Below are 24,885 nucleotides of genomic sequence, written 5' to 3' on the forward strand. Positions count from 1 at the left end.
GCATGAGCCGATAGCGCAGGCGGGCCATCCAGTACGCCGCGGCCTCTCGATTCAGACATCGACCTCTCTGGAATACTGGATCACCCGCATGCGCGGGTGATGACACCGCGCTTCGCCGACCTGGAGCTCACTCACTTTCTTCCTGGCAGCTCGCGGCAAAATCGCGAAGCGATTTTGCGCTGAAGTGACGACTTGTCCGCCGAAGCCTTGGCGAAGGCGGAAGCAATCCATGCTTCCGCGCGCGACACGAAGGATGCTTCGCGGCGCCCGTCATCAGGCACGCATTCGCGCGGCAGGTACTAAGCGGCGGCGGCGTGGCCGAGTGCGCTGACGATATTGTCGACGACCTCTTCGACCAGGATACGGTCGTCGCCCTCGCCCATCACGCGGATCACCGGCTCGGTGCCGGACGGGCGAATCAAGAGCCGGCCGTGGCCATTAAGGCGGTTCTCGCCGTCGGTGATTGCGGACTTGACCTCGGCGTCGTCGAGCGGCTTGCCGCTGCGGTAGCGCACGTTCTTCAGGATCTGCGGCAATGGATCGAAGCGCCGGCAGACCTCGGACACCGGGCGGCGGAGCTTCTGCACCACGGCCAGCACCTGCAGCGCCGCCACGAAGCCGTCGCCGGTCGTCGAGTAGTCGGACATGATGATATGGCCCGATGGCTCGCCGCCAAGATTGTAGCCGCCGGCGAGCATCTGCTCGAGCACGTAGCGGTCACCGACTGGCGTACGGATCATGTGCATGCCGTTGCCTTGAAGGAAGCGCTCGAGCCCGAGATTGGACATCACGGTGGTGACGATGCCGGGCTTGGCGAGGCGCCCCTCTTCCTTCCAGCTCTGCGCGATCACCGCGAGCAACTGGTCGCCGTCGACGATATGCCCGCGCTCGTCGACCAGGATGACGCGATCGGCATCGCCGTCGAGCGCGACGCCGATATCAGCGCGCATCTCGCGCACCTTCTTGGACAGCGCCTCGGGCGAGGTCGAACCGCATTCCTTGTTGATGTTGAAGCCATCGGGTTCGACGCCGATCGGAACGACGTCGGCGCCGAGCTCCCACAGCGCTTCCGGAACCACCCGGTAGGCCGCGCCGTTGGCGCAATCGATCACGACGCGGAGACCTTCGAGGCTGAGGTCGCGCGGCAGCGTGCGCTTGGCGAATTCGATGTAGCGGTCATGGACGCCGTCGATGCGGCGAGCGCGGCCGAGGCTGGCGCTCTGCGAGAGGCGGCGATCGAGCGACTCGCCGAGCAACTGCTCGATCTGCTTCTCGACGTCGTCGGACAGCTTGAAGCCCTGCGGGCCGAACAGCTTGATACCGTTGTCCTCGAACAGGTTATGCGACGCCGAAATCATGACGCCGAGATCGGCCCGCATCGACTTGGTCAGCATCGCAACCGCAGGGGTCGGGATCGGGCCGAGCAGCAACACGTCCATACCGACCGAGGTGAAGCCCGCGACCATGGCGTATTCGATCATGTAGCCGGACAGCCGTGTGTCCTTGCCGATCACGACCCGATGGCGGTGATCGCCCCGCTGAAACACCAGACCTGCGGCCTGCCCCACCTTGAGTGCAAGCTCCGGCGTGATCAGCCCATTGGCGCGGCCCCGGATCCCGTCGGTCCCAAAATATTTACGGCTCATGTCACCCCCAGCGTGGGCCTCTCGAACCCACCCGCCGAGAACGCCCCAATGCCCGCCATTTTAGCGTGCATCGGCCTTATAATGTGTCAGCCGCTAAAATGGCTTCAAAAAATATGATGAATCATTACCGGCATCGAATCACGTGATTCGAAGCTAAGCCCTTGTGAAATAAAGGATTACTCCTTTGGGACGCAGCCGACCCGGCGAGCGCCTCACTGTCCCTTGCCCTTGCGCAGGACGTGCCGGTCCTCCTTGCTGGGCGCCGGCTGGGTCACGTTGACGGGGTCGGAACCCGGAAACGTCTCTTCCAACCCCTCCTCCAGGGCATCGTCCAGCCGACGCTTTTCGGCATTCTCATTCGCTTTCGGCTTGGAGCCTGATTGCGTCATCGCGCTCTCCCATCCGTCGTCGATTTGGCAGGCCTCCCAACCATGCTAGATGACGGCAACACCGTACATCTGCAAGACTTGCGACAGAGGAAGGCCGGGAACGTCCATGAAGCACATTACCTGCATCGAAGATTTGCGTCAGCTTCACAAGCGCCGGGTGCCGAAGGCATTTTTCGATTACGCGGACCGCGGCTCCTACACCGAGGACACGCTGCGCGCCAATTCCGCCGACCTGCAGCAGATCAAGTTCCGCCAGCGCATCCTGGTCGACGTGTCCAAGCGCAACCTGTCGACCACGATCCTCGGTGAGCCCGCAGCGATGCCGCTGATCCTGGCGCCGGTCGGCCTGCTCGGCATGCAGCATGGCGACGGTGAGATCTATGCCTGCCGCGCGGCGCAGGCGGCGGGCATTCCCTTCACCCAAAGCACGATGTCGATCTGCTCGATCGAGGATATCGCGGCGGCCGTCGACAAGCCGTTCTGGTTTCAGCTCTACGTCATGAGGGACCGCGGCTTCATCAAGTCGCTGATCGAGCGCGCGATCGCGGCGAAGTGCTCGGCGCTGGTCTTGACCGTCGACCTGCAGGTGATCGGTCAGCGGCACCAGGACATCAAGAACGGCATGACGGTGCCGCCGGAATGGTCGCTGTCGAAGCTGGTCGATTTTGCAACCAAGCCGGCCTGGGTGTCCGGCGTGCTGCGCGGCAAGCGCCGCACGTTCGGCAACATCGCCGGGCACGTCAAGGGCACCGAGGACCTCACCAAGCTGTCGGAATGGACCGCCTCCCAGTTCGACACCTCGCTGAACTGGAAGGACATCGACTGGATCCGCAGCATCTGGCCGGGCAAGCTGATCCTGAAGGGCATCCTCGACGTCGAGGATGCCGAGCTCGCCGCCAAGACCGGCGCGCAGGCGATCGTGGTCTCCAACCATGGCGGCCGTCAGCTCGATGGTGCGCCATCGTCGATCGAGGTGCTGCCCGAGATCGCCGATGCGGTCGGCTCGAAGATGGAGATCATGTTCGACGGCGGCATCCGCACCGGCATGGACGTGATGCGCGCGCTCGCGCTCGGCGCGAAATCCTGCATGATCGGCCGCGCCTATGCCTATGGCCTCGGCGCCGGCGGGCAGGAAGGCGTCGCCAAGGCGATCGATATCCTGGCGAAGGAGCTCACCACCACGATGGGGCTGTGCGGCGTCAACACGATCGCCGAGATCGACGACCACGTGCTGGCCGTGTGATGGAGCCGCTGTCGCCTCTCACGCAATCGTCATCCCGGCGAAGGCCGGGACCCATTACCCCAAATGCCGGTTTGGCGAAGACTGAGGCCACAGCGTTTTCTAACGATTCGCGACGGTGGCTATGGGTCCCGGCCTTCGCCGGGACGACATCGTTGAGCGAGCTTTGCTCCCCTTACATCGGTGGGGTAATTCCGTCGCGGCCGACATTGACACGATTGGCTTCCAGCCTGCCGGCGGCCAGGAAGGCGTCGCCAAGGCGATCGATATCCTGGCGAAGGAGCTCACCACCACGATGGGGCCGTGCGGCGTCAACACGATCGCCGAGATCGACGACCACGTGCTGGCCGTGTGATGGAGCCGCTGTCAATCGTCGTCCCGGCGAAGGCCGGGATCCATTACCCCAAATGCCGGTTTGGCGAAGACTGGGGCCACAGCGTCTTCTAACGATTCGCGACGGTGGTTATGGGTCCCGGCCTTCGCCGGGACGACATCGTTGAGAGAGCTTTGCTCCCCTTACATCGGTGGCGTAATCCCGTCGCGGCCGACATTGACACGGTTGGCTTCCAGCCTGCCGGCGGGCAGGAAGGCGTCGCCAGGGCGATCGATATCCTGGCGAAGGAGCTCACCACCACGATGGGGCTGTGCGGCGTCAACACGATCGCCGAGATCGACGACCACGTGCTGGCGGTGTGATGTAGCCGCTGTCGCCTCTCACGCAATCGTCGTCCCGGCGAAGGCCGGGACCCATTACCCCAAATGCCGGTTTGGCGAAGAGACTGGGGCCGCAGCGTTTTCTAACAATTCGCGACGGTGGTTATGGGTCCCGGCCTTCGCCGGGACGACATCGTTGAGAGAGCTTTGCTCCCCTTACATCGGTGGCGTAATCCCGTCGCGGCCGACATTGACACGATTGGCTTCCAGCGTGCCGTCGTCCTTCTTCGCCGCGCCGAAGATGATGATCTTGGCGCCCGGCTTGATCTCGGACTTGTCCCCGGCCACGAAGGTCACCACCGGCGTGCCGGGCGGCACCACGACTTTCTTCTCGCCGTCCTTGTACTTCACCAGGATGTTCTGGCCCTCGGTACCCTTCACCGTCTCCGCGACCGTCGCATTGGTCATGGTCGAGTTGGCCCGCAGATCCCAGGGACGGAAACCTTCCGCGGCGCCGCGCTGGTTTTCGGGAAAGATGTGCACCGCGATCGCCTTCTGTGTTCCGTCCGGCTCCGGCATCGCGGTGACGCCGATGTAGGAGCCCGGCTTGATCTCGGACAGGTCGGTCTTGGCAACGCCGAACACCGCCACATTGTCGGTCATGCGCACCTTCATGTCGGTGCCCTCGCGCGATTTGATCGATAGCACCGGGCCGTCGACAGCCTCGATGGTGCCGCGGATGCGCACCGTCGGCGGCTGCTGTGCGGATGCGAGCGAGGCGAAGGCAACGGCGAGCAACGCCGCGATCAAAGACGATTTTGGCATGATGGTTGTCCCCGAGGATTGGCTGACAGATGTGGAAACACCGGCGACGTGCAGGTATTCCAAAGGCCCGTTGCCCGGATGGAGCGAAGCGACATCCGGGGACCTCAGCGCTCGGCACTGTCGCGAGTGTCGCGGAACCTGTCATCGGGTACGCGTTCGCGCGACCGTTGGCTCCTCCGCGCTACCGAACCATCACATCGGCGGGGTGAGCCCATCGCGGCCGACGCTCACGCGATCGGTCTCGATCGTGCCATCCGGCCCTTTCTTCATGAACGCGATGACCTTGGCGCCGGCCTTCAGGTCCGACTTGTCACCTGGAACATAGGTCACAACCGGCGCCTCGGGCGGCACCACGACTTTCTTCTCGCCGTCCTTGTATTTCACCAGCAGCGTATGACCGTCATTGCCGACGACGGATTGCGCGACCGTCGCGTTTGTCATGCTGCTGTTGGGTTTGAGATCCCACGGCCGCGAGCCTTCGCCGGTGCCGCGCATGCTCTCGGGGAACACATGCACCTCGACCGCCTTCGGCACGCCATCGGGGCCGGGCACCGTGGTGGTGCCGATGAAGGAACCGACCTTGATGTCCGACAGCGCGACCTTAGTGAGGCCGAGCACAACGACGTTGTTCGTCATGTGCAGCTTGACCTCTTCACCGCTGCGTGACTTCACCGCGAGCGTATCGCCGTCGACGCCTTCAATGGTTCCACGAACCCGCGTCGGCGTGGGCGGTTGTTGCGCGAGCGCATAGAGCGTGGACGCCGCCACCATCGCTAGCGCGATAGATGGACGGACGAATGGATTGGGGCGGAACGGCATGACGTGATCTCCGGGTCGTAACCTGACCCAACACTGGACCCCTGCCTGGCGACGCTATTCCGTGCCTCAAGTCTTTGTGAGATCGGCCTCGACCAGCGCGCGCAGTTCAGGCGTGACTTGCGGACGCTGCCCGAACCACAACTCAAAGCCGCGCACCGCCTGGTGCAAGAGCATGCCGAGCCCGTCGGCGGTATCAAGCCCGCGCGCCTTTGCCGCTGCAAGCAGCGGCGTCACTAGCGGCACATAGACGATATCGGAAACAACGGCTGATTGCGGCAACCGGCCGACATCGATCTCGAGTGCTGGCTGGCCGTGCTGCCCGAGCGATGTCGTGTTCACCAGCAGCCCTGCGCGCGGCAGCAGCTCGTTGACCGCTTCCCAGCTCGCGGGAACAACGTTGCCGCCAAGCTGGTCGGCGAGCGCGCGAGCGCGATCGATCGTGCGGTTGACGAGATGGACACGCGCAATGCCACGCTCGATCAGGCCGAACACCACTGCACGCGCCGCGCCGCCGGCGCCGAGCACCAGCGCGTCCTCGGCCTTGTCCCAGCCGGGCGCGCAGGCGTCGAGATTGTTGATGAAGCCTTCGACATCGGTGTTGGTCGAACGCAATTCGCCGTCGGCAAACCACAGCGTGTTGGCGGCGCCGATGGCGCGGGCGCGGTCGTCCGGCGTCGACAACGCAAGCGCGCGCTCCTTGTGCGGGCGCGTGACATTGGCGCCGACGAAGCCGCGCAGCGACAAACGAAACAGGAAATCCTTGAAATCCTCCGGAGGCACCGCCTCGATCACATAGCCGCCTTCGATGCCGAGCGTGCGCAGCCAGTAATGATGGATCAGCGGCGAGCGGGAATGCGCCGCCGGCCAGCCGATCAGGCATGCGGCGCGGGTTTTGGAGGACGATGTCATGTCCGTGACATCGGCCAAGCCGCGGTCGCTGTCAATCCGTCCGCTTCGCGGTTTGGGCCGCCAGGATGCTGAGCGCCAACGCGGTGCCCGCAGCGAACCAGATCGCCGCGAGATTGATCCAGCGGTAGGCAAGTGCCCCGAGCAGCGCACCGGCGACCAGCGCCGCCCACAACAGCAGATTGGGCAGCCAGGCCCAGCCCGCGCCGCCGGTCAGGGCCGCGGCGATCAACTGGCCAACCTTGACCAGCGCCCCGGTGACATAGGTGAGACCGAGCCCGCCGCCGTCGAGTTGAAATACGGCGTTCTCCAGTCCCATAGCCAACACGATCGCCGCGATCGCGCTGTTCGGCCGACCGAATTCGTGAGCGGTGGCGGCGAGCGTGAGCAGCAGCGCCTCGGCGAGCAGGATCACGGGCTGGCGATGCGCGATGCGGCTGAGCACGATCAAGCTGCCGGCCGCCGCGCCTACGACGAACAGCACAATCAGCCCGAAGGCCTCCAAAGCAGGCCTCCAATCCGCCTCGGAAAGGCTCACGCCAAGCCGGGTCGAGTTGCCGCTCATGAAGGAGACGAACAGACCGCCGAGATGCAGGTAGCCGATGCCGTCGACATAGCCGGCGAGCCCGCTCAGCGCGCACGCCAGCATCACGTTGCGGCGGGATTCAAGCATGCGTTTGGAAACTGCCAAAAGCGCATCTCATCAGTCATTCCGGGATGGTCCGACGGACCATACCCGGAATTTCGAAATTCCGGATCCGCTCGCTGGCGCGAGCGCTCCGGAATGACAATCAGATCACGCCGCGTCGCGATGTGCGGCGATGATCTGGTCTGCGGCGCGGCCGGTCACTTCGGCCATCCGGTCGAACTGACGGGTGAAGCCGCCGGCGCCGGCGGTGGCCGAGCGCAGCTCCACGATGAGGTCGCCGATCTCGGCTTCCGGCATCGTGGCGCGGACGCAGTCCCATCCGGTCCAGCCATCGCGGGTGTCGAAGCCGAGAATCTGCCCGCGGCGCGCCGACAGGATCGCATTGATCTTGGCGGTCGCCTCAGTGGGACAGACGATCTCGACCATATGGATCGGCTCCAACAGCACCGGCTGGCACTGCGGCAGCGCTTCGCTGATGCCGATCCGCGCCGCGGTGCGGAACGCGAGATCGGAGGAATCCACGCTGTGATAGGAGCCGTCGGTGAGCGTGACGTCGATGTCGATCACCGGGAAGCCGAGCGGCCCGCGCGCCAGAGCATCGACGACGCCCTCTTCCACCGCGGGAATGTAGTTGCGTGGCACCGCGCCACCCACCACCTTCTCGTGGAACTCGAATCCCGAGCCGCGAGGCTTCGGCTTGATGTCGAGCACGACGTCGCCGAATTGGCCATGGCCGCCGGACTGCTTCTTGTGCCGGCCGCGCTGGGTGATCGGCTTGCGGATGGTTTCCTGGTAGCCGATCGCGGGCGGATGCGATTTGACGTTGACGCCGAAGCGGTCCTTCAGTCGCTCCTGCGCGACGCGCAGATGCATCTCGCCCTGTCCCCACAGCACGGTGTCGTGGGTGTGCGGATTCTGCACCATCGTGAGCGATGGATCCTCCTCGTTCAACCGCAACAGCGCCTGGCCGAGCTTGACGTCGTCCTTGCGGTCGGTCGCGGCGATCGAGATCGACAGCACCGGCGCGGCCGGCTCAACCTTGGCGAGCGAGGCGGGCGCGGTCTTGCCGCTCGAGACCGTATCACCAGTCTTGATCGCATCGAGCTTGCCGAGCGCAACGGCGTCGCCGGCCTCGGCCGACGAACGCTTGCTGTCGTGCGCACCGGAAACCGCGAGGATGCCGGAAACGCGGCCACTTTCGCCGGACGACGATTGCAACGTCGCGCTGTCCTCGAGGCGGCCCGCAAGCACGCGCGCCAGCGACAGCTTGCCGCCGTGCTGCAGATGCACGGTCTTGAACACGTAGGCCAGCGCATCCTTCGCATCGGACGTGCCAAGGCGCTTCGCGGTCTCGGCAACGCCGGGCGCTTCATGGCGCAGCGCCTTCATCAGCCGCAGCACGCCGTTCTCGCGGATCGCCGAGCCGAGCAGCACCGGGCAGATCAGCCCTTCGCGCAGTTCGCGCGCCAGATCATCGAACACCGCGTCGCGCGGCGGCTGAATATCCTCCAGCAGTTGCTCCATCAGCGCGTCATCATGGTCGGCGAGCTTCTCCAACATCGAGAAGCGCGCTTCCTTCTCGCGATCGAGGTCGCCGCCCTTGAGGGCTACGACCTCCGATGGCTTGTGCTCGCGGTAGACGAAGGCGCGCTCGAGCGCGAGATCGACGAAGCCTTCGATCAAGTCGCCGTTCCAGATCGGAATCTGGCGCAGCACCAGCGGCACGCGCGAGGCGGGCTGCAGCATCGCGAGCGTCTCGCGGATGCGCTCGTTGGCACGATCGATCTTGTTCAGGAACAGGAAACGGGGAATGCCGAGCTCCTCGAGCTCGCGCAGGATGATTTGCAGTTGCGGCAACTTCTTCTCATCGGCCTCACAGACCACGACCGCGGCATCGATCGCCGGCAACGCGGCACGCATGTCGTGCGCGAATTCAACCGAGCCGGGACAATCGATAAAGGTGTAAGTGTCGCCCATGAAGGTGGTGGAGGCGGCGGTCAAGCTCACGCCCATCTTGTGCTGACGCGCCTCGGGGGTGGCATCGCCGACGGAGGTTCCGGCATCGACACTGCCGGCAGTCTTGACGGCGCCCGTGCGCGCCATGATCGCTTCCAGAAGTGTGGTTTTACCGCTTTGGAAAGGGCCCACCAATGCAATGCACCGTGGACCTCGGGGACTTCTGACGTCTTGTCCCATTGCCGCCTCCTCGTGCTGGAGCTCGGCCCGTGATTGGGTCGGCGACCGTTCATGCTCTGCCTGCGTCAGGCGTTTGGCAAGCGGGAAAACGTCGCTGCGGTGCGGCGTCTTGCAACCTTGCCGCGATCAAGCGACGGGCCGGCTAATGTTCGGATTTTCGCGCCTTGTGCTCCAGTTCCGTAGCTGGCGACGGCGCGAAGTCACGCCAACGTGTCGCGATCGCACGCAGGTGCCGCACGGCAGGTGACCCATCTTGCTCGCGCCACGCGATCGTGAGCGGCGCAGTGGACCATCGGGCGCGAGCGGAACGCTGTTCTCGTCTCCGGAATGGCGCGCAGCCTCTTCGGCAAGCCAGGAGTAGCCCGCGCTACGGTTAGCGTCCCGGGCGTAGCTCGAGGCTTTCCAGCCCGGCGGCGAGATTGACGCCGACCTGGCCTTGCACGCTCAGCGGCTGCAACGCGATCGTGTTGTCGGAGCCACCGATCAACACGTTGCCGCCGACACCGACACCAAGCGTTGCGCTGCCCTGCGCGCCGGCATAGTCGCCGGAGAGCGCAGCCGGCCCGAGCCGCGCAACCGGAGCGTAGACGCCCCAGGCCAACACCGACTCCTGTGTGATGCCGAGGTCGATCCCCACCTTGCGGATGGTCGCGATGTAACGATCCTCCGGCACGCCCTCGGCGCGCAGCACGCAGCCGAGATTGGTGACCGAGCCGACGATGAATCCGATGCTGGCGCCGCCGCGGCATTCCAGGACGCCGACCTGCACCCGCTGGATCGGCTGCTGCGCGGTGACGCTGGCGATCGAGGCCGCCAGCGCAACGACGGCGGCACCGGCGAGAAAGATGAAACGACGCATGGTGGGGGGTCTCCGGCTGAAGGCGTGATGCGAGCAGAGAGCAGAGCGGGTGCCGTGCCCCTGGCGCCCGCGCTTGCTATGCCATATCACACGACGCCGCGCCAGAATGAGCGGTATTCAACTCCGGATTGTGACAGCATGTGGCGGCGTTGCCGTCGGTGCCAAGTCCCCGCGACCGGCACGAGATAAAAACAAGAGACAAAAAAGAGGCCCGCTTTCGCGGGCCTCTTGGACTTCATCGGCTTAGTGGTGGTGATGCCGGCGGTGATAGTGCCGGCGCGGGCCGCCAACGCGGACCGGTTCGAGGTCAAGCGCGGCAATGCCGGCCGCGACGTTGAAGCCGGCCTGGCCTTGCAGGCTGATCGGCTGCAGCGCATAGGAATTCGCCGGTCCGCCGACGAGGAAGTTGCCGCCCGCACCGAGGCCGACCGACGCGTTGACGCCGACGCCGCCATAGCTGCCGGCGAGCGCACCGCGCGGGACGCGGGTGACCGGCGCGCTGACCGCCCAGGCGAGCTGCGTCTGCGCGGTGACGCCGAGATCGAGGCCGACGCGGCGCACGGTCGCAATGTAAGCCTCCGGCCGGCGGCCTTCGGTCTGGAAAACGCATTCGAGCTGAGTGACGGAGCCGACGACGAAGCCGACATTCTGCCCGCCCTGGCACTCGAGGACGCCGGCCTGAACGACCGGGGGTGCTGCGTTGGCGGTGGCGATCGGCGCCAGCAGCGCGAGCGTGGCGAGGGTTAGTGTCGAAAGTCGCATTAGTCTGTCTCCGCAAGTGGAACTGAATTGCGCGCGGACAGAAGGGAAGGGTCGTGTCCAAAACAAGGCAGACCGCAAAGACGCCGTAAAAACTTCCGGCGTGTGACTATTGGGATGTGCGTGATCACGCGACAGATGAGCGGGATGTGATTTGACACGCGCGTGTTGGATTCACCGCGCGCTCGACTGCAAAACGCGCGACAACGCTCCCGCAGCTTGTGCGGGAGCTGATCTCGTTCGCAAGCGAGTTATCGCAGATTGCCGCAGAAGCGCTGGATGCGTTTGCAAGCGTCCTCGAGATCCGAGGTCTTGGTGGCGTAGGAGATACGGAATGCGGGCCCGAGCCCGAACGCCGATCCTTGCACAACGGCGACGCCCTCGCTCTCGAGCAGCTCGGTGACGAAATCCTCGTCATTGCCGATCAGCTTGCCCGACGGCCCCTTCTTACCGATCGTGCCGGCGCAGGACGGATAGACGTAGAATGCGCCTTCGGGGCGCGGGCATTCGATCCCGCTCGCCTGGTTCAGCATCGACACCACGAGATCACGGCGCTCCTTGAACACCTTGTTGTTCGCGGGGATGAAGTCCTGCGGACCGTTGAGCGCCTCGACGGAAGCCCACTGTGCGATCGACGACGGGTTCGAGGTCGACTGCGACTGGATCGTCGCCATCGCCTTGATGAGCGGCGCCGGACCACCGGCGTAGCCGATGCGCCAGCCGGTCATGCAATAGGCCTTCGAAACGCCGTTCACGGTCAGCGTGCGCTCGTAGAGCGCCGGCTCGACCTGCGCGGCGGTGGTGAAGACGAAGTCGTCATAGACCAGGTGCTCGTACATGTCGTCGGTCATCACCCAGACATGCGGATGCCTGACCAGCACGTCGGTGATCGCTTTCAGCTCGGCGCGCGTATAGGCCGCGCCGGTCGGATTCGACGGCGAGCACAGGATGACCCACTTGGTCTTCGGCGTGATTGCCTTCTCGAGATCCTCGGGCTTGAGCTTGAAGCCGCTCGCGGCCGTGCAAACCACGGGCACCGACTCGCCACCGGCGAGCGCCACCATTTCGGGATAGCTGACCCAGTACGGCGCCGGGATGATCACCTCGTCGCCCGGATTGATGGTCGCCATCAGCGCGTTGTACAGCACCTGCTTGCCGCCGGTACCGACGATGACCTGGTTCGGCTTGTAGGTCAGGCCGTTCTCGCGCTGGAATTTGTTGATGATGGCTTCCTTCAGCTCCGGAATGCCGCCGACATCGGTGTACTTGGTCTTGCCGCCCTCGATCGCGCGGATCGCTGCCAGCTTGATGTTGGCGGGGGTGTCGAAGTCCGGCTCGCCGGCGCCGAGGCCGATGACATTGCGGCCCGCGGCTTTCAGCGCGCGTGCTTTGTCCGTGACCGCGATCGTCGCGGACGGCTTCACACGGTCGAGCGCAGCGGACAGGAAGGCCATTATCATCTCCTGGCAAACGTCGTGAGCGGTCGGCCACGACTTGATTTGGATGGGATCAAACTACCCTAGGCCTCTCGTCGCTGCGTCGCAAGAAGCTTGGCGGCAAAGCCCGAAATCTTTCGCGCATGGCTTCAGGCGCGCGCAACATTCCGAAAGTTCCGGCCTCAAATCGCTCATATCCGGCAAGGGCCGCCAAGAGCTGCAATGGTCGGACCGGCCTGCCGCCGAGGCTCCCCGTCCATGCTCATCGCGGACGAAATTGCTCCGAGGACAATGCGCCGCGCAGCGAGATCTCCGAGCCTCGCCGGACGATCCAGGCGCATGCCATCTCCAGCCCGGGGACGGCTGGCCCGGCGCACGTTAAGGTTGATGGCGGCTTCGTGTGTCGAGAGGCGGCGCGCGAGCATCGCGCAAGCGTGATCCGAGTTGTTCTGCCGTGTTGATGGAATCGTTCTGCGCGCGTGCAGTGCGGTAGGCGTTTCGACTTTTTCCACTGTCCGGGACTTGCGACGCTCCCGCATCGGCATCATTGTTTAGGCGCGTTGCGGCGTGACAGGCCGTGCGCCAAGTCGCGCAGTCTTCGAGCCTTCCGTCTTTCGAGCGAGTGAAACCCCGACGCAATGTACAAGCTCTATTCGATGCAGCGTTCCGGCAACAGCTACAAGGTTCGCCTGGCGCTCGCCGTGCTGAACACACCGTACGAAGCGATCGAGATCGACATCCTGCGCGGCGAGAGCCGCACGCCGGAATTCCTGGCCAAGAACCCGAGCGGCCAGGTGCCGTTGCTCGAAGTAGCCGACGGCCGCTACCTCGCCGAGTCCAACGCCATTCTCTGGTACGTTACCGCCGGCACGCCGCTGTCGCCGGAATCACGGATCGAGCGCGCCGAGGCGCTGCAGTGGATGTTCTTCGAACAGCACGCGCTGGAGCCGAACATCGGCGCCGCCTATTTCTGGCTGTCGCTCGTCAGGGGCGGACGGGATCTCCAGACGCACGCGCTCGAGGACTGGATGGAACGCGGCTATGCAGCGCTGCAGGTGATGGAAAATCATCTCAAGAACCACGCCTATTTCGCCGCCGAGCAGCTAACGGTCGCCGACATCGCACTCTACGGCTATACCCACGTCGCCGACCGCTGCGACTTCGATCTCGGCACCTTCCCGTCGATCCGGGCCTGGCTCCGGCGGGTCGAACAGACCCCGGGCTTCGTCTCCATGGACTGGCAGGCGGGAACCGAGAACGAGCCGCCGGCCCGCCTCGTCGCCGGCCTCTGAATAGCGGGGACAGCGGGAAAACTGCCCAAATAGCGGGCAAAACCGCGCCCGCTGCCCTGTTTCTGCCGTTTTCCCGGCTTTCGCCGCCGCAATATTGCCGGCAACGACCGTCAGATTCGATCGGATGTCGCGGGTGATTCGCCCGCGTCTTGAAGGATTTAGACCATGATACGGTCGTCCGGCACGGCAGGCTTCCAGAGCTGCCCTGCCCCTGTCGCATCGCCCCGGCTGACCAATGCGATCGCCGCCTCGCTCGCGATCTGCGCGCTTACGCTTTGCCTTGTCGTCACGATCACGGTGCTGTCGAGCAACGTCACCATGGCGATGCCGATCCCGTCATAGCTCAGATTTTCGAAGGTAAGCACCTTTCCGCGCCAAGGCGCGGTGGAGACAACGCGGCTCGAACGATGAAGACACCCGTCGGACTTGTGACCGTGACGTTGACGGTGGCGATCCTGCTCGCCGCCTCGCTCTTGATCGTGACCGGCACGCGCGGCGAAGGGCGCGCACATCCGATGCGCGTCATGCCGCATGCCGCCACCCCGGCCGCCCGATAGCCCCCCCCCCCGCGCGGTCAGCTCCATTTGTGAAAGATGAAGAACGCGCCGACGGCGATGAAGGCAAAGCCCAGCACGTGATTCCAGCCCAAGGGCTCCTTCAGGTACAGCACCGAGAAGCAGGCAAACACGACCAGCGTGATCACCTCCTGCATGGTCTTGAGCTGCGCTGCCGAATAGACCGCGCTGCCCCAGCGATTGGCCGGCACCGCCAGCCAGTATTCGAAGAAGGCGATGCCCCAGCTCACCAGAACGATGATGGGCAGCGGATGCCCCTTGAACTTGAGATGGCCGTACCAGGCAAAGGTCATGAAGACATTCGAGGCAAACAGCATCAGAATCGGCAGCAGCGAAGGCGAAATGGCAGGCATCGATGTCCTCTTGAAATCCGACAGGCAGTAACCCGGCCGCGCGGAGCCGGGCTTCAGGCCGATCTGCATATCATTTGATTTGAAAGCATTGAAAGCTCGCGCGACCGGAGCGAGCACACCTTAACGCTGATAACGGAAAAGGCGGTGGGGTTGCGGACCAGGCGCCAAGTTACGGCCCTATGGTTTGCTCGACAGCGGCGAGAACGAGCATGCGGTACGACTGGCGTGCAATTTCAGGTCCGGCTCTGACGACGGCGACCGCGCTGGCCGCCTTCCTGATCGATCGTCACATCGTCCCGGTGCCCAACCCGGCGCCGCTGTTCGTCTGTATCGTCGCGCTCGCAAGCTCGATCAGCGGCATCAGCTCCGGGCTGATCAGCGCCGCGATCGCCGTTTCGGCCTCCGCACTGTTCTTCCTCGATCATCGCGCAGTGCCGGGTTATGACGCCGCCGACGTTGCGAGGATGCTGATGCTGGCGGCCACCGCTGCCGGCACGGCGGTGATCACGGGATTGCTGCGCCGGAAATGGATCGATGCCTTCGCGGCCGAGCAGGAGCACCACGCCACCGCGGCACGGCTCGCGGCCGCGCTCGACCAGGTCGACATCGGCATCGTGCTGCTCGACGCCGATACCCGCGCCGAATTCATCAACCGTGCCTTTCGCGACTACTTCGCGCTCTCGGACGCGCAGGCCGATTCCAAGCCACCCTTCATCGCGCTGATGTATCACGCCCGCGACACCGGCGCGTGGCAGATGCCCGAGGACGAACTGGGGGCATTCATCGCGGAGCGCACCGCGCACATGCGCGCGGGCGATTCCACGCCGATCACCCTCAACCTGGCCGGCGGCGAGGTGCTGCGCTTCAGTTGTACGGCGCTGCCTGACGGCGGCCGCATGCTGAGCTACACGCCGGTGACCGATCTGGTGCGGCATACCGACCACCCCGCCGAGGCCGAGTACTATCGCTCGCTGCGTGGCAGCGAACATCAACTGGCGCGGCTGTTGCGCGCCGCCGAGTAACGCATCGCGCCTTTGCATGGCATTTGATCCCGCACGATCTCGACGATAGAACGTGACAGGCCGCTCGCGCGCATCGCTCAACGCAGGATCACTCATGTCCGACGACGTCACCATTCGCTTCGTCACCCGGGATGACTACGCCCAGTGGCTTCCTTTGTGGGACGGTTACAACGCATTCTACGGACGCTCGGGACCGACGGCGCTGGCGCCCGAGATCACCGCCGTGACGTGGCAACGCTTCTTCGACGCTTACGAGCCGATGCATGCGCTGGTCGCCGAGCAGGGCGGCAAACTGCTCGGGCTGACGCACTACCTGTTTCATCGGTCGACCACGGCCATCGAGCCGACATGCTACCTGCAAGACCTCTTCACCAACGAGGCCGCGCGCGGCAAGGGCGTCGGCCGCGCCCTGATCAACGGCGTCTACACGCAGGCGAAGCTCGCCGGCTCGCCGCGGGTCTATTGGCAGACCCACGAGACCAATCACACGGCGATGCAGCTCTACGACAAGGTTGCGGAGAAGCCGGGCTTCGTCATCTACCGCAAGATCTTCTGAGGGGCCTGCCGAGGCTTTGTGGACAAGGTCAGGTGTCACCGGCGCGTTACAATGCGCCGCTAGGCTCCGGCTTGCGTAAGATCAGGCCCCCCGTCTCGGATCTTCGCCCCGAGCGGTCCCCGTCAGTCGCCGCGTCTGACCGGGACCGCTTTTTTTGCGACGTTGCCCTGCGCCACGGTAGGCCCGCACCTTGCTCCGCGCGACAATGCGGATCGATTTTCGGAGACGCTGCGCGCTCGACAATCTCGTCCGTCAGGGCAAGGTGCGCTACATCGGCAACCCCAACTTCCTGGCCTGGCGGGCGTCATCGCCGGCGCCACCCGCCCCGAGCAGATCGAGCAGAACGTCAAGACGATTGGCTGGAAGCTGAGCGCGGAGGAGATGGCCGAGATCGACCGGATCACGAAGTAAACGCTTGCTGTCGTCCCTGCGAAAGCAGGGACCCATAACCGCAGGTGCTCGTGGCTAGACTTGGATGGGGCCCCAACGCGTTCCAACAATAATCAACGGTGGTTATGGGTCCCGGCTCGCGCGGAGCCTGTCATCGGGCGCGCATTCGCGCGACCCGTTGGCTTGGCCGGGACGACACCGTGGTTGGCACGCGCTCTAAGCCACCAACCCCTTCATCGGCTTCACCGGCGCGCTGTCGGGGAATACCGCGTCCGCCAGCGCGCGCTCGCCGATGCCGAGCTGGTCGTGCAGCACGCCCTTGATCACCGCGCGGAGGTCGGTGGTCGGAGCGAGGTCGCGGGACTGGTAGAGGTTGGCGGGTTTCAGCCCTGGCCAGTCCGTGATCATGCGGCCGCCCTTCACCGCGCCGCCAGCGAGCAGCGCGATGGTGCCGGTGCCGTGGTCGGTGCCCTCGGTGCCATTGATGCGCGCGGTGCGGCCGAACTCGGTGGCGACCACAATCACGGTGTCGCGCCAGCGCTCCCCCAAGCCGCTCTCGAATTCCGCCAGCGCGCCGTCGAGGCCGCCGAGCAGTTGTGCGAGGCGGCCGACCGGACCACCCTCATTGGCATGGGTGTCCCAGCCGTCGAAGGCGAGCGCGCCGATGCGCGGGCCGTCGTCGGCCGCCATCAGCTTGGCCGCGCCGCGCGCCACCAGCCGCATCGCGCCGGTGCCGTTGATGCCGGGCTTCGGCTTCATGTCGCTGCCCTGCGCCTGCTTCTCGAGCTGCAGACCCTGCGTCAGCGCACTTGCGAGCGCGGGATCGCGGTGCTGATAGAGATCGACGAGCCGCATCGCGGTGTCGTCAGCAGCCTGCGGCAGCGCGACCGGCGACCAGCCGACAGTCGGCGCCGCGCCGCGCAGCACCAGCGGCGTGGTCGGGCCGACCGCGAGCGCGCTCATCACCCGCTCGCCCTTCGGCAACGCCTCCAGCGCGCGGTTGAGCCAGCCGGACTGCACGCGGCCCGGCCCGGGGAAGCCGCTCTCGAGCACGTCCTGTCCGTCGAAATGCGAGCGATCGCGATAGGAGGTCGCAACCGCATGAACCACCGCAGCCTGCTTGGCGCGGTACATCCGCGCGAACTCCGGCATCGCGGGATGCAGGCCGAAGAACGGATCGAGCATCACCGCCGCGTTCGGCCCATCGGCCTTCAGCGCGATCGCGCCGTGCAGGCCGGCATAATCGGGATCGCCGATCGGGGCGACGGTGGCGAGCCCATCGAGCGCGCCGCGCAGGACCACGACGACCAGCCGCGGATCGCGGCCATCGGCCGCGCGCGCGAATTTCGGCAGGTAGGCCCAGGCCGCAAAGGACGCGCCGCCGAGCAGCAGCGCACGGCGCGATGTCGCCTGCATCGTCAGGCTCTCACAGCACTCCATCGTCATCTCCTCTGGAATTCCGGCGACATCAGCAGCAGCGCCAGCGCCTGCTGGCGCGATTCCGCGCGCTCGACGGTGCGCCGGGTCTCGGGCGAGGCCGCATCCGCTGCGGCGAGCTCGAGCAGGTCGCGCGGGTCGAGCCGGTCGCCGAGCGTGGCGCCGAGCTGCGCGGAAATATCGAGCCGCAGCTTCAGCCCCTCCGGCGCAGCCCAGGCCGCGCTGGTATCGGGGAAGCCGTTCGGGCCGGCCGGCGTCCACAGCGGCTGGCCGAGCACGCTGAGGCCGTTGAGATAGCGGCCGGGATCATCGGGGGTGCGCGCCAGCAGGCGGCCGGTTGCGATCAGGAAATCGTAGGGGCTGCGCATCTTGGTCAGCGGCGCCTGCCAGGCCTCGTCGGACTGGACGAGCGCGGTCGCGACCGCCTTGAGGTCGCCGTCGGTCGTCGTGAAGACGTCCTGCAATCGCGCAACCAGGACCGGTGGCGGATCGTCAGCGACGAAATGGCGAACCAGCTTGGTCGCGATGAACTTCGCCGTCGACGGGTGCCGCGCGATGTCTGACAGTACCGCCTCGCCCTGTGCGATGCCGGTTTGCGCATAGGTCTTGCCGAGCACTTGCTGCGGACCCGGCTCGTGTGCATTGGCATTGAACACGAAGCTGCCGGGCGCGCCGATCCGGCCCTGCCGGCCGGCGAAGGTCCACCCCGTGATCACCCGCGCGAACGACGTCACGTCGTTCTGCGTGTAGCCGCCGCCGACGCCGAGCGTATGCAGCTCCATGATCTCGCGCGCCAGGTTCTCGTTCAGCCCGCGGTGTCGGTTGACGCCGGCCCGCGAGTCCGGGCCGAGCGATTGCTGGTTGTCGAGGAAGAACAGCATTGCCGGATGCTGCTCGACGGCCTTCAGCATGTCGGCGAAACGGCCGAGCACATGCGGGCGGATCGCCTCGCGCTCGAACGAGCCCGCCCACATCCGCGCCAGCGCACCCTTGTTGGCCGAGATACAGAAATGATTGGACCAGAACACGACGAGACGTTCGACGAAGCCGCAATCGGCGACCACGCCGCGCTGCAGCCGCGCCAGGGCCTCGGCACGGAACGTCTTCTGGATGATGTTGAGTGGCCGTGCCGGCGGCTTCTGTGGATCGGCCGCAGGCGGCATCCCGGCCGGCATCATCGCCGCGTTGGCGCTGTCGGCCGTCCGCGCCGGTGCCTGCATTGTGGGATCCTTCGTCGCGATCTGCTTGGCGGCGCTGGGCAGCGACAGGTTGCGCCGCTGCGGCTGCATCGCATCCTGCGCCGGCATTTCGCTTGGAGCGGACTGCGCAACCTTCGCGGCCTCGCGCGCCTTGCGAATCTCGAACTGATAGTCGAACACTTGTTTGCCGAGTTCCGGCGTCGAGAGCAGACCTGGAACTTCGAGCAACCCGCCGTTTGGGCGCGACAGTTCCGCCGTCACGAAGCCGCGCGGATCGGATGCGGCGTTGATGAGATCGCCGGATGCGCCGCCGCGCGCACCAAATCCGAAGCGATTGAGCGCGACCAGGGCGGCGTGCGAATCTCGGGCCATCTGAATTCCCTCGGCGGCATATTCCCGCTATATCTGCGCGGGATCATAGCGCGGCTCGAGATGAACCCGGGATTAATTCGTTGATTAAATCGCGGTTAGGAATGCGCCTCTCGTCATGACCGATCGATCTGAAAAATCCTCGCCGCGCCGCCTCGCTTGCACGACATGCGGTGCCGAATTCTCCTGTACGCTCGAAGGACCGTGCTGGTGTTCCGATGAGGGCTTTCGCCTGCCGATGCCGACCGACGGCGGCGACTGCCTGTGTCCCGCATGCTTGCGGAAGCTGGCCGAACAACACGCAGGCGTGACTGCGGCGTGAGCGAGCGATGGACCGTCGATGCCGTCCTGCTCGACATGGACGGCACCCTGCTCGACACTGAGAAAGTCTATTTCGACAGCCTGGTCGCCGCGCTGAACGGCTGCGGCTACATTGACGGTGTCGTCGCGCTGTGCCACTCCATGGTCGGCCTGCCCGGACCGGCCTGCGAGGCGTTGCTGCTCGACCGCTATGGCGCCGACTTTCCGCTCGCTGACATCAATCAGGCCTTTCTCGATCATCGCGACGCCATGATGCGATCGGGCCTGCCGCTGAAGCCCGGCACGCTGCCGCTGCTCGACGCACTTGCCGCCGCCGACCGCCCGATGGCAATCGTCACCTCGTCGTCGCGACGCTCGGCCGAGCGCAACCTCACCCTCGCCGGCATCCGCGAGCGCTTCGACACGCTTCTGACCCTCGACGACGTCACCCACGGCAAGCCGGACCCGGAACTCTATCTGAAAGCCGCCGCGCATCTTGGCGTGGCGCCGCAGGCCTGCGTCGCGGTCGAAGACTCCAACCATGGCGTCGCGGCCGCACACGCCGCCGGCGCCATCACGCTGATGGTGCCCGACATGGCGCCGCCGACCGAAGAGACGCGCGCGAAATGCGCGGCCGTGTTGCCGGATCTGAATGCCGTGTTGGCGATGCTGTGCGCGCGGGGCGCATTCGCGCAACGGTTGGTTTAGCCGTCATTGCGAGGAGCCAACGGGTCGCGCGAACGCGCGCCCGATGACAGGCTCCGCGACGACTTGTCCGCCGAAGCCTTGTCCGCTGAAGCCTTGGCGAAGGCGGAAGCAATCCATGTCACCGGTTGTGACGCGATAGATTGCTTCGCTTCGCTCGCAATGACGGAGACTGTTTTGCCAGCGCCGCCTCGATCAGCGACCGCGCCGCCTCGCCCGCGGTCTCCATATAGCTCGCGTCGCGATGCAGCAGCACGACGGCGAATGAGCCGTCCAGCAGCAACAGCGTCTGCCGCGCGAGCCGCAGTGGATCGGCGATGCCTTCCGCCGCGAAGGTCGCGCGCAGCCAGTCCTCGAACTTCTTCTTGTGCGCGGCACCGATCTTGATCGCGGGATGGCCGGGCATGTTGGCAAGCTCGGCCGAGGTACGCAGGAAGCCGCAGCCCTTCCACTTCGGGTGCCGCGCCGAGAGCGCCAGATTGCGGAAGATCGCCTCCACCTTCACGGGTAGGCCGCCGTCGGCTTCCGCGAACCATTTCCGGAACAGCGCCAGGTTGGGCTGATCGCGCGCGGCGAGATAGGCGGCGACGAGATTGTCCTTGCTCCTGAAGTGATAATACAGCGTCCGCTTAGTGAGGCCGGCCTTGGCCGCCACCTCGTCGACGCTGACGCGCCTGATGCCTTCGTTGTAGAACAGCGCGCTTGCGGCCTGGATGATGCGTTCGCGGGCGGGTTCGGACGGTCTGGGCATCCGCCGTATGTATACTGACCAGTGAATATACACAAATCGCCACCGCTCCTACAGTCCGCTCCAGCCCATGCGCCAATGCCGGAGACCACATCATGACTGCGCCCATCCTGCTCGACATCGACGACGGAATCGCCCTCATCACGCTGAACCGCCCGGAGCGGCTGAACGCGCTGAGTTACGCGCTGATCGACCAATTGATGGCGGCGCTCGACCAGATCGAGGGCGATGGGGCAGTGCGCGCGGTGATCCTGACCGGCGCGGGCGAGCGCGCCTTCTCCGCCGGCGCCGACATCCACGAATTCACGGAGAGCGTGAAGCAAGGCCCGGCGGTCGCGGTGCGCGATTTCGTGCGCCGCGGCCAGGCGATGACTGCGCGGCTCGAGGCATTCAAGAAACCGGTGATCGCCGCCGTCAACGGGCTCGCCTTCGGCGGCGGCTGCGAGATCACCGAGGCCGTGCATCTCGCCATCGCCAGCAATCGCGCGCAGTTCGCCAAGCCCGAGATCAAGCTCGGCATGCCGCCGACCTTCGGCGGCACGCAGCGGCTGCCGCGGCTGGCCGGCCGCAAGCGCGGGCTGGAGCTATTGCTGACCGGCGATCCGTTCTCGCCGGAGCATGCGCTTGAGATCGGGCTCGTCAACAGCGTCGTGCCGCACGATCAGTTGCTGAACGCCGCCCGCGCGCTGGCCGGCCGCATTGTCGGGCATTCGCCAGCTTCCGTCAGCAGCGTCATCACCGCGACGACGCGCGGCCTCAACATGCCGATTGCCGAGGGCCTGCTGGTCGAAAGCGAGCAGTTCGCCGCGCTGGTGCCGAGCCGTGACCTCGCGGAGGGGCTGGCAGCGTGGCAGGAACGGCGGGCGGCGAAGTATGTCGGGGCTTGACCTGTTCCCGCAAAGCTAACTCGTCATGCCCGGGCCTGACCCGGGCATCCACGACGTCCCGCGTTCAAGAACGTAGATGGCCGGGTCAAGCCCGGCCATGACGAATGGAGAGGCGCTGCCCTACCGCACCACGGCGGCGGTCTGCCCGAACAACAGCTTGCGCTCCTCCTCGGTGCGGATCGCGGGCTGGCCGAAATTCGGGTTGACCTCCTTCGCCTTGGCATAGGCGCGCTCGGTCGCGGGACGCTTGCCGATGGTCTCCAGCCAGCGCTTCAGATGCGGAAAATCGTCGATGTTCTGGCCCTGGTTCTTGTAGGGCACGACCCAGGGATAGCTTGCCATGTCGGCGATCGAGTAGTCGCCGGCGATGAATTCGCGGTCGGCAAGGCGCTTGTTGAGCACGCCATAGAGCCGGTTGGTCTCGTTGACATAGCGATCGATCGCATAGGGCAGCTTCTCGATCGCGTAGTTGCGGAAGTGATGGTTCTGGCCGGCCATCGGCCCGAGCCCACCCATCTGCCAGAACGTCCACTGGATCGCATCGTAGCGGCCGTAGAGATCAGCGGGCAGGAACTGGCCGGTCTTCTCGGCGAGATAAAGCAGGATCGCGCCGGATTCGAAAATCTGTAGCGGCTTGCCGCCGCCCTTCGGCGCATGATCGACGATGGCGGGAATGCGGTTGTTCGGCGCGATCGCCAAGAACTCCGGCTTGAACTGGTCCCCCTTGCCGATGTTGACCGGGAAGATCTTGTACTCCAGCCCCGTCTCCTCGAGAAACATCGTGATCTTGTGGCCGTTCGGCGTGGTCCAATAGTGAAGGTCGATCATGGGACGATCCTGCGTTGAGGCGCGCGCATGCGTCGCCAAAGAAGATGCGATTGCATGAATTTGGGCGCAAAGCTCCCGATGAGTCAATGGCAGCTTCGTGGCGCGCGCAAATGTGATGGCGCCCAACCGCCTCAACGAGCGTCCGATCGGCAGATGACCTCGTCGCCGGCGAGAGGTCGATTCGCCCAATCAGTGCATCCGGCCGTGCTCGCGCAAAAATCGCTCGCCGCTTTCCGTCACGGTCACGCGCATGCCTTCGATCGAGGGACGGCGCGCGACGTAGCCGCGATCGACGGCGTCCTCCCAGATCGTCAGCCGCGGGCATGAGGTCCGCCAGGTCTCGATCACCTCGGCATAGGGCCGCGGCTCGCGCGCGATCCATTCGACGAGATCGAGCACCAGGGCATCCGTCGTCTCCGCCATCCTACGTCTCCTGTGTTTCCACAAGCGCGTCGCGCAAGCCTGACCTGCAAGCAACCTCGAACCAATATGCCATGGTTCTCCCGCCCTTGGCCCGTCGCCGCAAACTGAGTTATCTTGCTCTTGCATCAGTTTTCCTGAGGGTCATGCATGCGGCGGCTGCTCTTTCTCAACGGCATCAAGGCGTTCGAAGCCGCGGCGCGCACCGGCAGCTTCGCCGGCGCGGGCCAGGAGCTCAACGTCTCGGCCGCGGCGATCAGCCGGATGGTGCATCTGTTGGAAGAGCGGCTCGGCGTCGCGTTGTTCGAGCGCAAGGCGAACCGGCTCGTCACCACCCAGGCGGGCCGCGCCTATCAAAGCGGGTTGACCCCGATCTTCGACGCGCTGGCGAGCCTGACCGCGCAGGTCACCGCGTCGAGCGCGCGCGTGCTGACCGTCGGCGTCGGGCCGACATTCGCGATGAAATGGATGATCCCGCACCTCGCCGACTTCCGCAAACAGGAGCCCGACATCGAGGTGCGGATCACCACCGGCGGCATGCAGGTGCCGTTCGCCGACGACTGGAGCTGCGGCATCCAGCTCGGCGACGGCGAATGGCCGGGCCTCGTCGCCGAGCCGCTGTTCGCCGCCGACCTGTTGCCGGTGTGCACAGCGCGGCTGGCCAACGGACTGAAGCGTCCGGCCGATCTCAAGGGCCCGAGCCTGATCCGCGTCGCGCATTCGCCCGACGATTGGCCGTCATGGCTGAAGGCCGCCGGCGTGCCGCGGCTCACCGCGCGCGGACCGGAATTCCAGTTCTACGGCCAGGCGCTGCAGGCCGCCGTCGACGGGCTCGGGGTTGCGATGGGGATCCGGCCCTATATCGATGACGACCTCGCCGCGGGCCGGCTGGTGGCGCCGTTTGCGCGCAGCGTGCCAAAGGGCATGCGCTGGTATCTCGTCTATCGCGGCTTCCGCGCCGAGCAGCGCGACTTCGCCGCGTTCCGCCGCTGGATCATCCGCGCTGCGGCTGAGCCTGCGACGCGTCAGAAGGGCGCCCGCAACGCCGGTTGACGGGTTCGGCGCGCCGGCTGGTGCCGATCCATCGTTCCGCTGTTGCCGCGCACAGATAAAACTTGCCGCTTGTGAACTCGCTCACATTTGGCGATCCGCCCGCGTGCTTGGCTCAACCGAGCAGAATCCCGGAGGTCGCGCATGATTTACGGCGGTTTTCAGATCAAGTCGTTCGAGGTGGGGACGGGGCAATGGCACGCCAGGATTCAACGGGTCGATCACGAGCCGGTCGTCATCGATGGAATCTCGTTTCCGACGCTCGACATCGGCTTTGCCTGGTCCGATCAGGATGCAGCGATCGCCGACGCCAAGAAGCATATCGACCAGTTCCGGCGACGCTCCGGCATGACAATGCCGTCCTGACTGTCGACAC

The 24,885-nt window shown here is 65.4% G+C and carries 26 protein-coding genes and 3 pseudogenes; 12 read left to right on the forward strand and 17 right to left on the reverse strand.

The window, feature by feature from the left end; genetic code table 11:
* Positions 1-299: 299 nt before the first annotated feature.
* Both glmM and P6U30_RS33470 read right to left on the reverse strand, forming a co-directional pair.
* Complete coding sequence (gene glmM, locus P6U30_RS33465; RefSeq protein ID WP_407166980.1) at positions 300-1,646, reverse strand: phosphoglucosamine mutase; 1,347 nt, start codon at positions 1,644-1,646, stop codon at positions 300-302.
* A 212-nt stretch (positions 1,647-1,858) separates the two neighbouring features.
* Positions 1,859-2,035, reverse strand: a complete 177-nt coding sequence (locus tag P6U30_RS33470; RefSeq protein ID WP_407166981.1) for a hypothetical protein — start codon at positions 2,033-2,035, stop codon at positions 1,859-1,861.
* Between the two features lie 106 nt (positions 2,036-2,141).
* Here P6U30_RS33470 and P6U30_RS33475 point away from each other — a divergent pair, with 106 nt between their 5' ends.
* From P6U30_RS33475 to P6U30_RS33485, 3 genes and pseudogenes are all read left to right on the forward strand, one after another.
* Entirely contained in the window at positions 2,142-3,278 is a 1,137-nt protein-coding gene (locus P6U30_RS33475) for an L-lactate dehydrogenase (protein ID WP_407166982.1), read from the forward strand.
* A gap of 229 nt (positions 3,279-3,507) precedes the next feature.
* A pseudogene (locus P6U30_RS33480) lies at positions 3,508-3,630 on the forward strand (alpha-hydroxy-acid oxidizing protein); the annotation flags it as partial.
* A 218-nt stretch (positions 3,631-3,848) separates the two neighbouring features.
* A pseudogene (locus P6U30_RS33485) lies at positions 3,849-3,971 on the forward strand (alpha-hydroxy-acid oxidizing protein); the annotation flags it as partial.
* 174 nt (positions 3,972-4,145) lie between these two features.
* Here the strand turns inward: P6U30_RS33485 and P6U30_RS33490 are convergent.
* The 8 genes from P6U30_RS33490 to P6U30_RS33525 form a co-directional block, all read right to left on the reverse strand.
* Positions 4,146-4,754, reverse strand: a complete 609-nt coding sequence (locus P6U30_RS33490) for a hypothetical protein (RefSeq protein WP_407166983.1) — start codon at positions 4,752-4,754, stop codon at positions 4,146-4,148.
* A 192-nt stretch (positions 4,755-4,946) separates the two neighbouring features.
* Complete coding sequence (locus tag P6U30_RS33495; RefSeq protein WP_407170603.1) at positions 4,947-5,525, reverse strand: hypothetical protein; 579 nt, start codon at positions 5,523-5,525, stop codon at positions 4,947-4,949.
* Positions 5,526-5,639: 114 nt separating this feature from the next.
* Positions 5,640-6,482, reverse strand: coding sequence for a shikimate dehydrogenase (locus tag P6U30_RS33500; protein WP_407166984.1), 843 nt, complete (start codon positions 6,480-6,482; stop codon positions 5,640-5,642).
* A 31-nt stretch (positions 6,483-6,513) separates the two neighbouring features.
* Positions 6,514-7,152: a YoaK family protein gene (locus P6U30_RS33505; RefSeq protein ID WP_407170604.1), complete on the reverse strand. Its 639-nt coding sequence runs from the start codon at positions 7,150-7,152 to the stop codon at positions 6,514-6,516.
* Between the two features lie 123 nt (positions 7,153-7,275).
* Positions 7,276-9,324 (reverse strand): elongation factor G, encoded by a 2,049-nt coding sequence (locus P6U30_RS33510; protein WP_407166985.1) that lies wholly within the window; start codon positions 9,322-9,324, stop codon positions 7,276-7,278.
* Between the two features lie 373 nt (positions 9,325-9,697).
* Positions 9,698-10,183 carry a DUF992 domain-containing protein gene (locus tag P6U30_RS33515; protein WP_407166986.1) on the reverse strand — a complete coding sequence of 162 codons (486 nt, stop codon included), beginning with the start codon at positions 10,181-10,183 and terminating at the stop codon, positions 9,698-9,700.
* 243 nt (positions 10,184-10,426) lie between these two features.
* On the reverse strand, positions 10,427-10,945 hold the full coding sequence (locus P6U30_RS33520; protein WP_407148754.1) for a DUF992 domain-containing protein: 519 nt from the start codon (positions 10,943-10,945) through the stop codon (positions 10,427-10,429).
* 248 nt (positions 10,946-11,193) lie between these two features.
* Positions 11,194-12,396, reverse strand: coding sequence for a pyridoxal phosphate-dependent aminotransferase (locus tag P6U30_RS33525; RefSeq protein ID WP_407166987.1), 1,203 nt, complete (start codon positions 12,394-12,396; stop codon positions 11,194-11,196).
* Between the two features lie 620 nt (positions 12,397-13,016).
* Between P6U30_RS33525 and P6U30_RS33530 the strand changes: the two genes are divergently transcribed.
* Positions 13,017-13,670: a glutathione S-transferase family protein gene (locus P6U30_RS33530; RefSeq protein ID WP_407166988.1), complete on the forward strand. Its 654-nt coding sequence runs from the start codon at positions 13,017-13,019 to the stop codon at positions 13,668-13,670.
* Positions 13,671-13,828: 158 nt separating this feature from the next.
* Here the strand turns inward: P6U30_RS33530 and P6U30_RS33535 are convergent, their stop codons facing one another.
* Complete coding sequence (locus P6U30_RS33535; RefSeq protein WP_407166989.1) at positions 13,829-14,035, reverse strand: hypothetical protein; 207 nt, start codon at positions 14,033-14,035, stop codon at positions 13,829-13,831.
* A gap of 42 nt (positions 14,036-14,077) precedes the next feature.
* Between P6U30_RS33535 and P6U30_RS33540 the strand changes: the two genes are divergently transcribed.
* A complete protein-coding gene (locus P6U30_RS33540) occupies positions 14,078-14,227 on the forward strand; it encodes a hypothetical protein (RefSeq protein WP_407166990.1) in 150 nt (49 codons plus the stop codon).
* Between the two features lie 17 nt (positions 14,228-14,244).
* Here P6U30_RS33540 and P6U30_RS33545 read toward each other — a convergent pair whose 3' ends face one another.
* Positions 14,245-14,598 (reverse strand): DMT family protein, encoded by a 354-nt coding sequence (locus P6U30_RS33545; protein ID WP_407166991.1) that lies wholly within the window; start codon positions 14,596-14,598, stop codon positions 14,245-14,247.
* A gap of 209 nt (positions 14,599-14,807) precedes the next feature.
* On the opposite strand from P6U30_RS33545, the gene P6U30_RS33550 reads away from it, so the two are divergent.
* The 3 genes and pseudogenes from P6U30_RS33550 to P6U30_RS33560 all read left to right on the forward strand — a co-directional run.
* Positions 14,808-15,620 (forward strand): PAS-domain containing protein, encoded by an 813-nt coding sequence (locus P6U30_RS33550; RefSeq protein ID WP_407166992.1) that lies wholly within the window; start codon positions 14,808-14,810, stop codon positions 15,618-15,620.
* Between the two features lie 94 nt (positions 15,621-15,714).
* Positions 15,715-16,176 (forward strand): GNAT family N-acetyltransferase, encoded by a 462-nt coding sequence (locus tag P6U30_RS33555; RefSeq protein WP_407166993.1) that lies wholly within the window; start codon positions 15,715-15,717, stop codon positions 16,174-16,176.
* 288 nt (positions 16,177-16,464) lie between these two features.
* Positions 16,465-16,587 (forward strand): annotated as a pseudogene (locus P6U30_RS33560) (aldo/keto reductase); the annotation flags it as partial.
* A 195-nt stretch (positions 16,588-16,782) separates the two neighbouring features.
* Here P6U30_RS33560 and P6U30_RS33565 read toward each other — a convergent pair.
* Both P6U30_RS33565 and P6U30_RS33570 read right to left on the reverse strand, forming a co-directional pair.
* Entirely contained in the window at positions 16,783-18,012 is a 1,230-nt protein-coding gene (locus P6U30_RS33565) for a DUF1501 domain-containing protein (RefSeq protein ID WP_407166994.1), read from the reverse strand.
* Positions 18,009-19,574 carry a DUF1800 family protein gene (locus P6U30_RS33570; RefSeq protein WP_407166995.1) on the reverse strand — a complete coding sequence of 522 codons (1,566 nt, stop codon included), beginning with the start codon at positions 19,572-19,574 and terminating at the stop codon, positions 18,009-18,011. The genes P6U30_RS33565 and P6U30_RS33570 overlap by 4 nt, the downstream gene beginning before the upstream one ends.
* 315 nt (positions 19,575-19,889) lie before the next feature.
* Here P6U30_RS33570 and P6U30_RS33575 point away from each other — a divergent pair, with 315 nt between their 5' ends.
* On the forward strand, positions 19,890-20,579 hold the full coding sequence (locus P6U30_RS33575) for an HAD family hydrolase (RefSeq protein WP_407166996.1): 690 nt from the start codon (positions 19,890-19,892) through the stop codon (positions 20,577-20,579).
* A 118-nt stretch (positions 20,580-20,697) separates the two neighbouring features.
* On the opposite strand, the gene P6U30_RS33580 is transcribed toward P6U30_RS33575, so the two are convergent.
* Positions 20,698-21,327 carry a TetR/AcrR family transcriptional regulator gene (locus tag P6U30_RS33580; protein WP_407166997.1) on the reverse strand — a complete coding sequence of 210 codons (630 nt, stop codon included), beginning with the start codon at positions 21,325-21,327 and terminating at the stop codon, positions 20,698-20,700.
* Between the two features lie 92 nt (positions 21,328-21,419).
* Here P6U30_RS33580 and P6U30_RS33585 point away from each other — a divergent pair, with 92 nt between their 5' ends.
* Entirely contained in the window at positions 21,420-22,211 is a 792-nt protein-coding gene (locus tag P6U30_RS33585) for a crotonase/enoyl-CoA hydratase family protein (RefSeq protein ID WP_407166998.1), read from the forward strand.
* A gap of 120 nt (positions 22,212-22,331) precedes the next feature.
* On the opposite strand, the gene P6U30_RS33590 is transcribed toward P6U30_RS33585, so the two are convergent.
* Together P6U30_RS33590 and P6U30_RS33595 are read right to left on the reverse strand one after the other, a co-directional pair.
* The gene (locus tag P6U30_RS33590) at positions 22,332-23,039 is read right to left on the reverse strand and encodes a glutathione S-transferase N-terminal domain-containing protein (RefSeq protein WP_407166999.1); all 708 of its coding nucleotides are present in this window, start codon (positions 23,037-23,039) and stop codon (positions 22,332-22,334) included.
* 189 nt (positions 23,040-23,228) lie between these two features.
* Positions 23,229-23,462, reverse strand: a complete 234-nt coding sequence (locus P6U30_RS33595) for a hypothetical protein (RefSeq protein WP_407148769.1) — start codon at positions 23,460-23,462, stop codon at positions 23,229-23,231.
* A 147-nt stretch (positions 23,463-23,609) separates the two neighbouring features.
* Between P6U30_RS33595 and P6U30_RS33600 the strand changes: the two genes are divergently transcribed.
* Positions 23,610-24,512 (forward strand): LysR substrate-binding domain-containing protein, encoded by a 903-nt coding sequence (locus tag P6U30_RS33600; RefSeq protein WP_407167000.1) that lies wholly within the window; start codon positions 23,610-23,612, stop codon positions 24,510-24,512.
* A 141-nt stretch (positions 24,513-24,653) separates the two neighbouring features.
* Complete coding sequence (locus P6U30_RS33605) at positions 24,654-24,875, forward strand: hypothetical protein (protein WP_407167001.1); 222 nt, start codon at positions 24,654-24,656, stop codon at positions 24,873-24,875.
* Positions 24,876-24,885: the final 10 nt, after the last annotated feature.

Source organism: Bradyrhizobium sp. ORS 111 (assembly GCF_045571485.1).
In the GTDB taxonomy this organism is placed as follows: domain Bacteria; phylum Pseudomonadota; class Alphaproteobacteria; order Rhizobiales; family Xanthobacteraceae; genus Bradyrhizobium.

Excerpts from the sequence above, each read along its gene's own strand:
- glmM (WP_407166980.1), bottom strand. The coding sequence starts at position 1,646 with ATGAGCCGTAAATATTTTGGGACCGACGGGATCCGGGGCCGCGCCAAT.
- P6U30_RS33470 (WP_407166981.1), bottom strand. The coding sequence starts at position 2,035 with ATGACGCAATCAGGCTCCAAGCCGAAAGCGAATGAGAATGCCGAAAAG.
- P6U30_RS33475 (WP_407166982.1), top strand. The coding sequence starts at position 2,142 with ATGAAGCACATTACCTGCATCGAAGATTTGCGTCAGCTTCACAAGCGC.
- P6U30_RS33490 (WP_407166983.1), bottom strand. The coding sequence starts at position 4,754 with ATGCCAAAATCGTCTTTGATCGCGGCGTTGCTCGCCGTTGCCTTCGCC.
- P6U30_RS33495 (WP_407170603.1), bottom strand. The coding sequence starts at position 5,525 with ATGGTGGCGGCGTCCACGCTCTATGCGCTCGCGCAACAACCGCCCACG.
- P6U30_RS33500 (WP_407166984.1), bottom strand. The coding sequence starts at position 6,482 with ATGACATCGTCCTCCAAAACCCGCGCCGCATGCCTGATCGGCTGGCCG.
- P6U30_RS33505 (WP_407170604.1), bottom strand. The coding sequence starts at position 7,152 with ATGCTTGAATCCCGCCGCAACGTGATGCTGGCGTGCGCGCTGAGCGGG.
- P6U30_RS33510 (WP_407166985.1), bottom strand. The coding sequence starts at position 9,324 with ATGGGACAAGACGTCAGAAGTCCCCGAGGTCCACGGTGCATTGCATTG.
- P6U30_RS33515 (WP_407166986.1), bottom strand. The coding sequence starts at position 10,183 with ATGCGTCGTTTCATCTTTCTCGCCGGTGCCGCCGTCGTTGCGCTGGCG.
- P6U30_RS33520 (WP_407148754.1), bottom strand. The coding sequence starts at position 10,945 with ATGCGACTTTCGACACTAACCCTCGCCACGCTCGCGCTGCTGGCGCCG.
- P6U30_RS33525 (WP_407166987.1), bottom strand. The coding sequence starts at position 12,396 with ATGGCCTTCCTGTCCGCTGCGCTCGACCGTGTGAAGCCGTCCGCGACG.
- P6U30_RS33530 (WP_407166988.1), top strand. The coding sequence starts at position 13,017 with ATGTACAAGCTCTATTCGATGCAGCGTTCCGGCAACAGCTACAAGGTT.
- P6U30_RS33540 (WP_407166990.1), top strand. The coding sequence starts at position 14,078 with ATGAAGACACCCGTCGGACTTGTGACCGTGACGTTGACGGTGGCGATC.
- P6U30_RS33545 (WP_407166991.1), bottom strand. The coding sequence starts at position 14,598 with ATGCCTGCCATTTCGCCTTCGCTGCTGCCGATTCTGATGCTGTTTGCC.
- P6U30_RS33550 (WP_407166992.1), top strand. The coding sequence starts at position 14,808 with ATGCGGTACGACTGGCGTGCAATTTCAGGTCCGGCTCTGACGACGGCG.
- P6U30_RS33555 (WP_407166993.1), top strand. The coding sequence starts at position 15,715 with ATGTCCGACGACGTCACCATTCGCTTCGTCACCCGGGATGACTACGCC.
- P6U30_RS33565 (WP_407166994.1), bottom strand. The coding sequence starts at position 18,012 with ATGACGATGGAGTGCTGTGAGAGCCTGACGATGCAGGCGACATCGCGC.
- P6U30_RS33570 (WP_407166995.1), bottom strand. The coding sequence starts at position 19,574 with ATGGCCCGAGATTCGCACGCCGCCCTGGTCGCGCTCAATCGCTTCGGA.
- P6U30_RS33580 (WP_407166997.1), bottom strand. The coding sequence starts at position 21,327 with ATGCCCAGACCGTCCGAACCCGCCCGCGAACGCATCATCCAGGCCGCA.
- P6U30_RS33585 (WP_407166998.1), top strand. The coding sequence starts at position 21,420 with ATGACTGCGCCCATCCTGCTCGACATCGACGACGGAATCGCCCTCATC.
- P6U30_RS33590 (WP_407166999.1), bottom strand. The coding sequence starts at position 23,039 with ATGATCGACCTTCACTATTGGACCACGCCGAACGGCCACAAGATCACG.
- P6U30_RS33595 (WP_407148769.1), bottom strand. The coding sequence starts at position 23,462 with ATGGCGGAGACGACGGATGCCCTGGTGCTCGATCTCGTCGAATGGATC.
- P6U30_RS33600 (WP_407167000.1), top strand. The coding sequence starts at position 23,610 with ATGCGGCGGCTGCTCTTTCTCAACGGCATCAAGGCGTTCGAAGCCGCG.
- P6U30_RS33605 (WP_407167001.1), top strand. The coding sequence starts at position 24,654 with ATGATTTACGGCGGTTTTCAGATCAAGTCGTTCGAGGTGGGGACGGGG.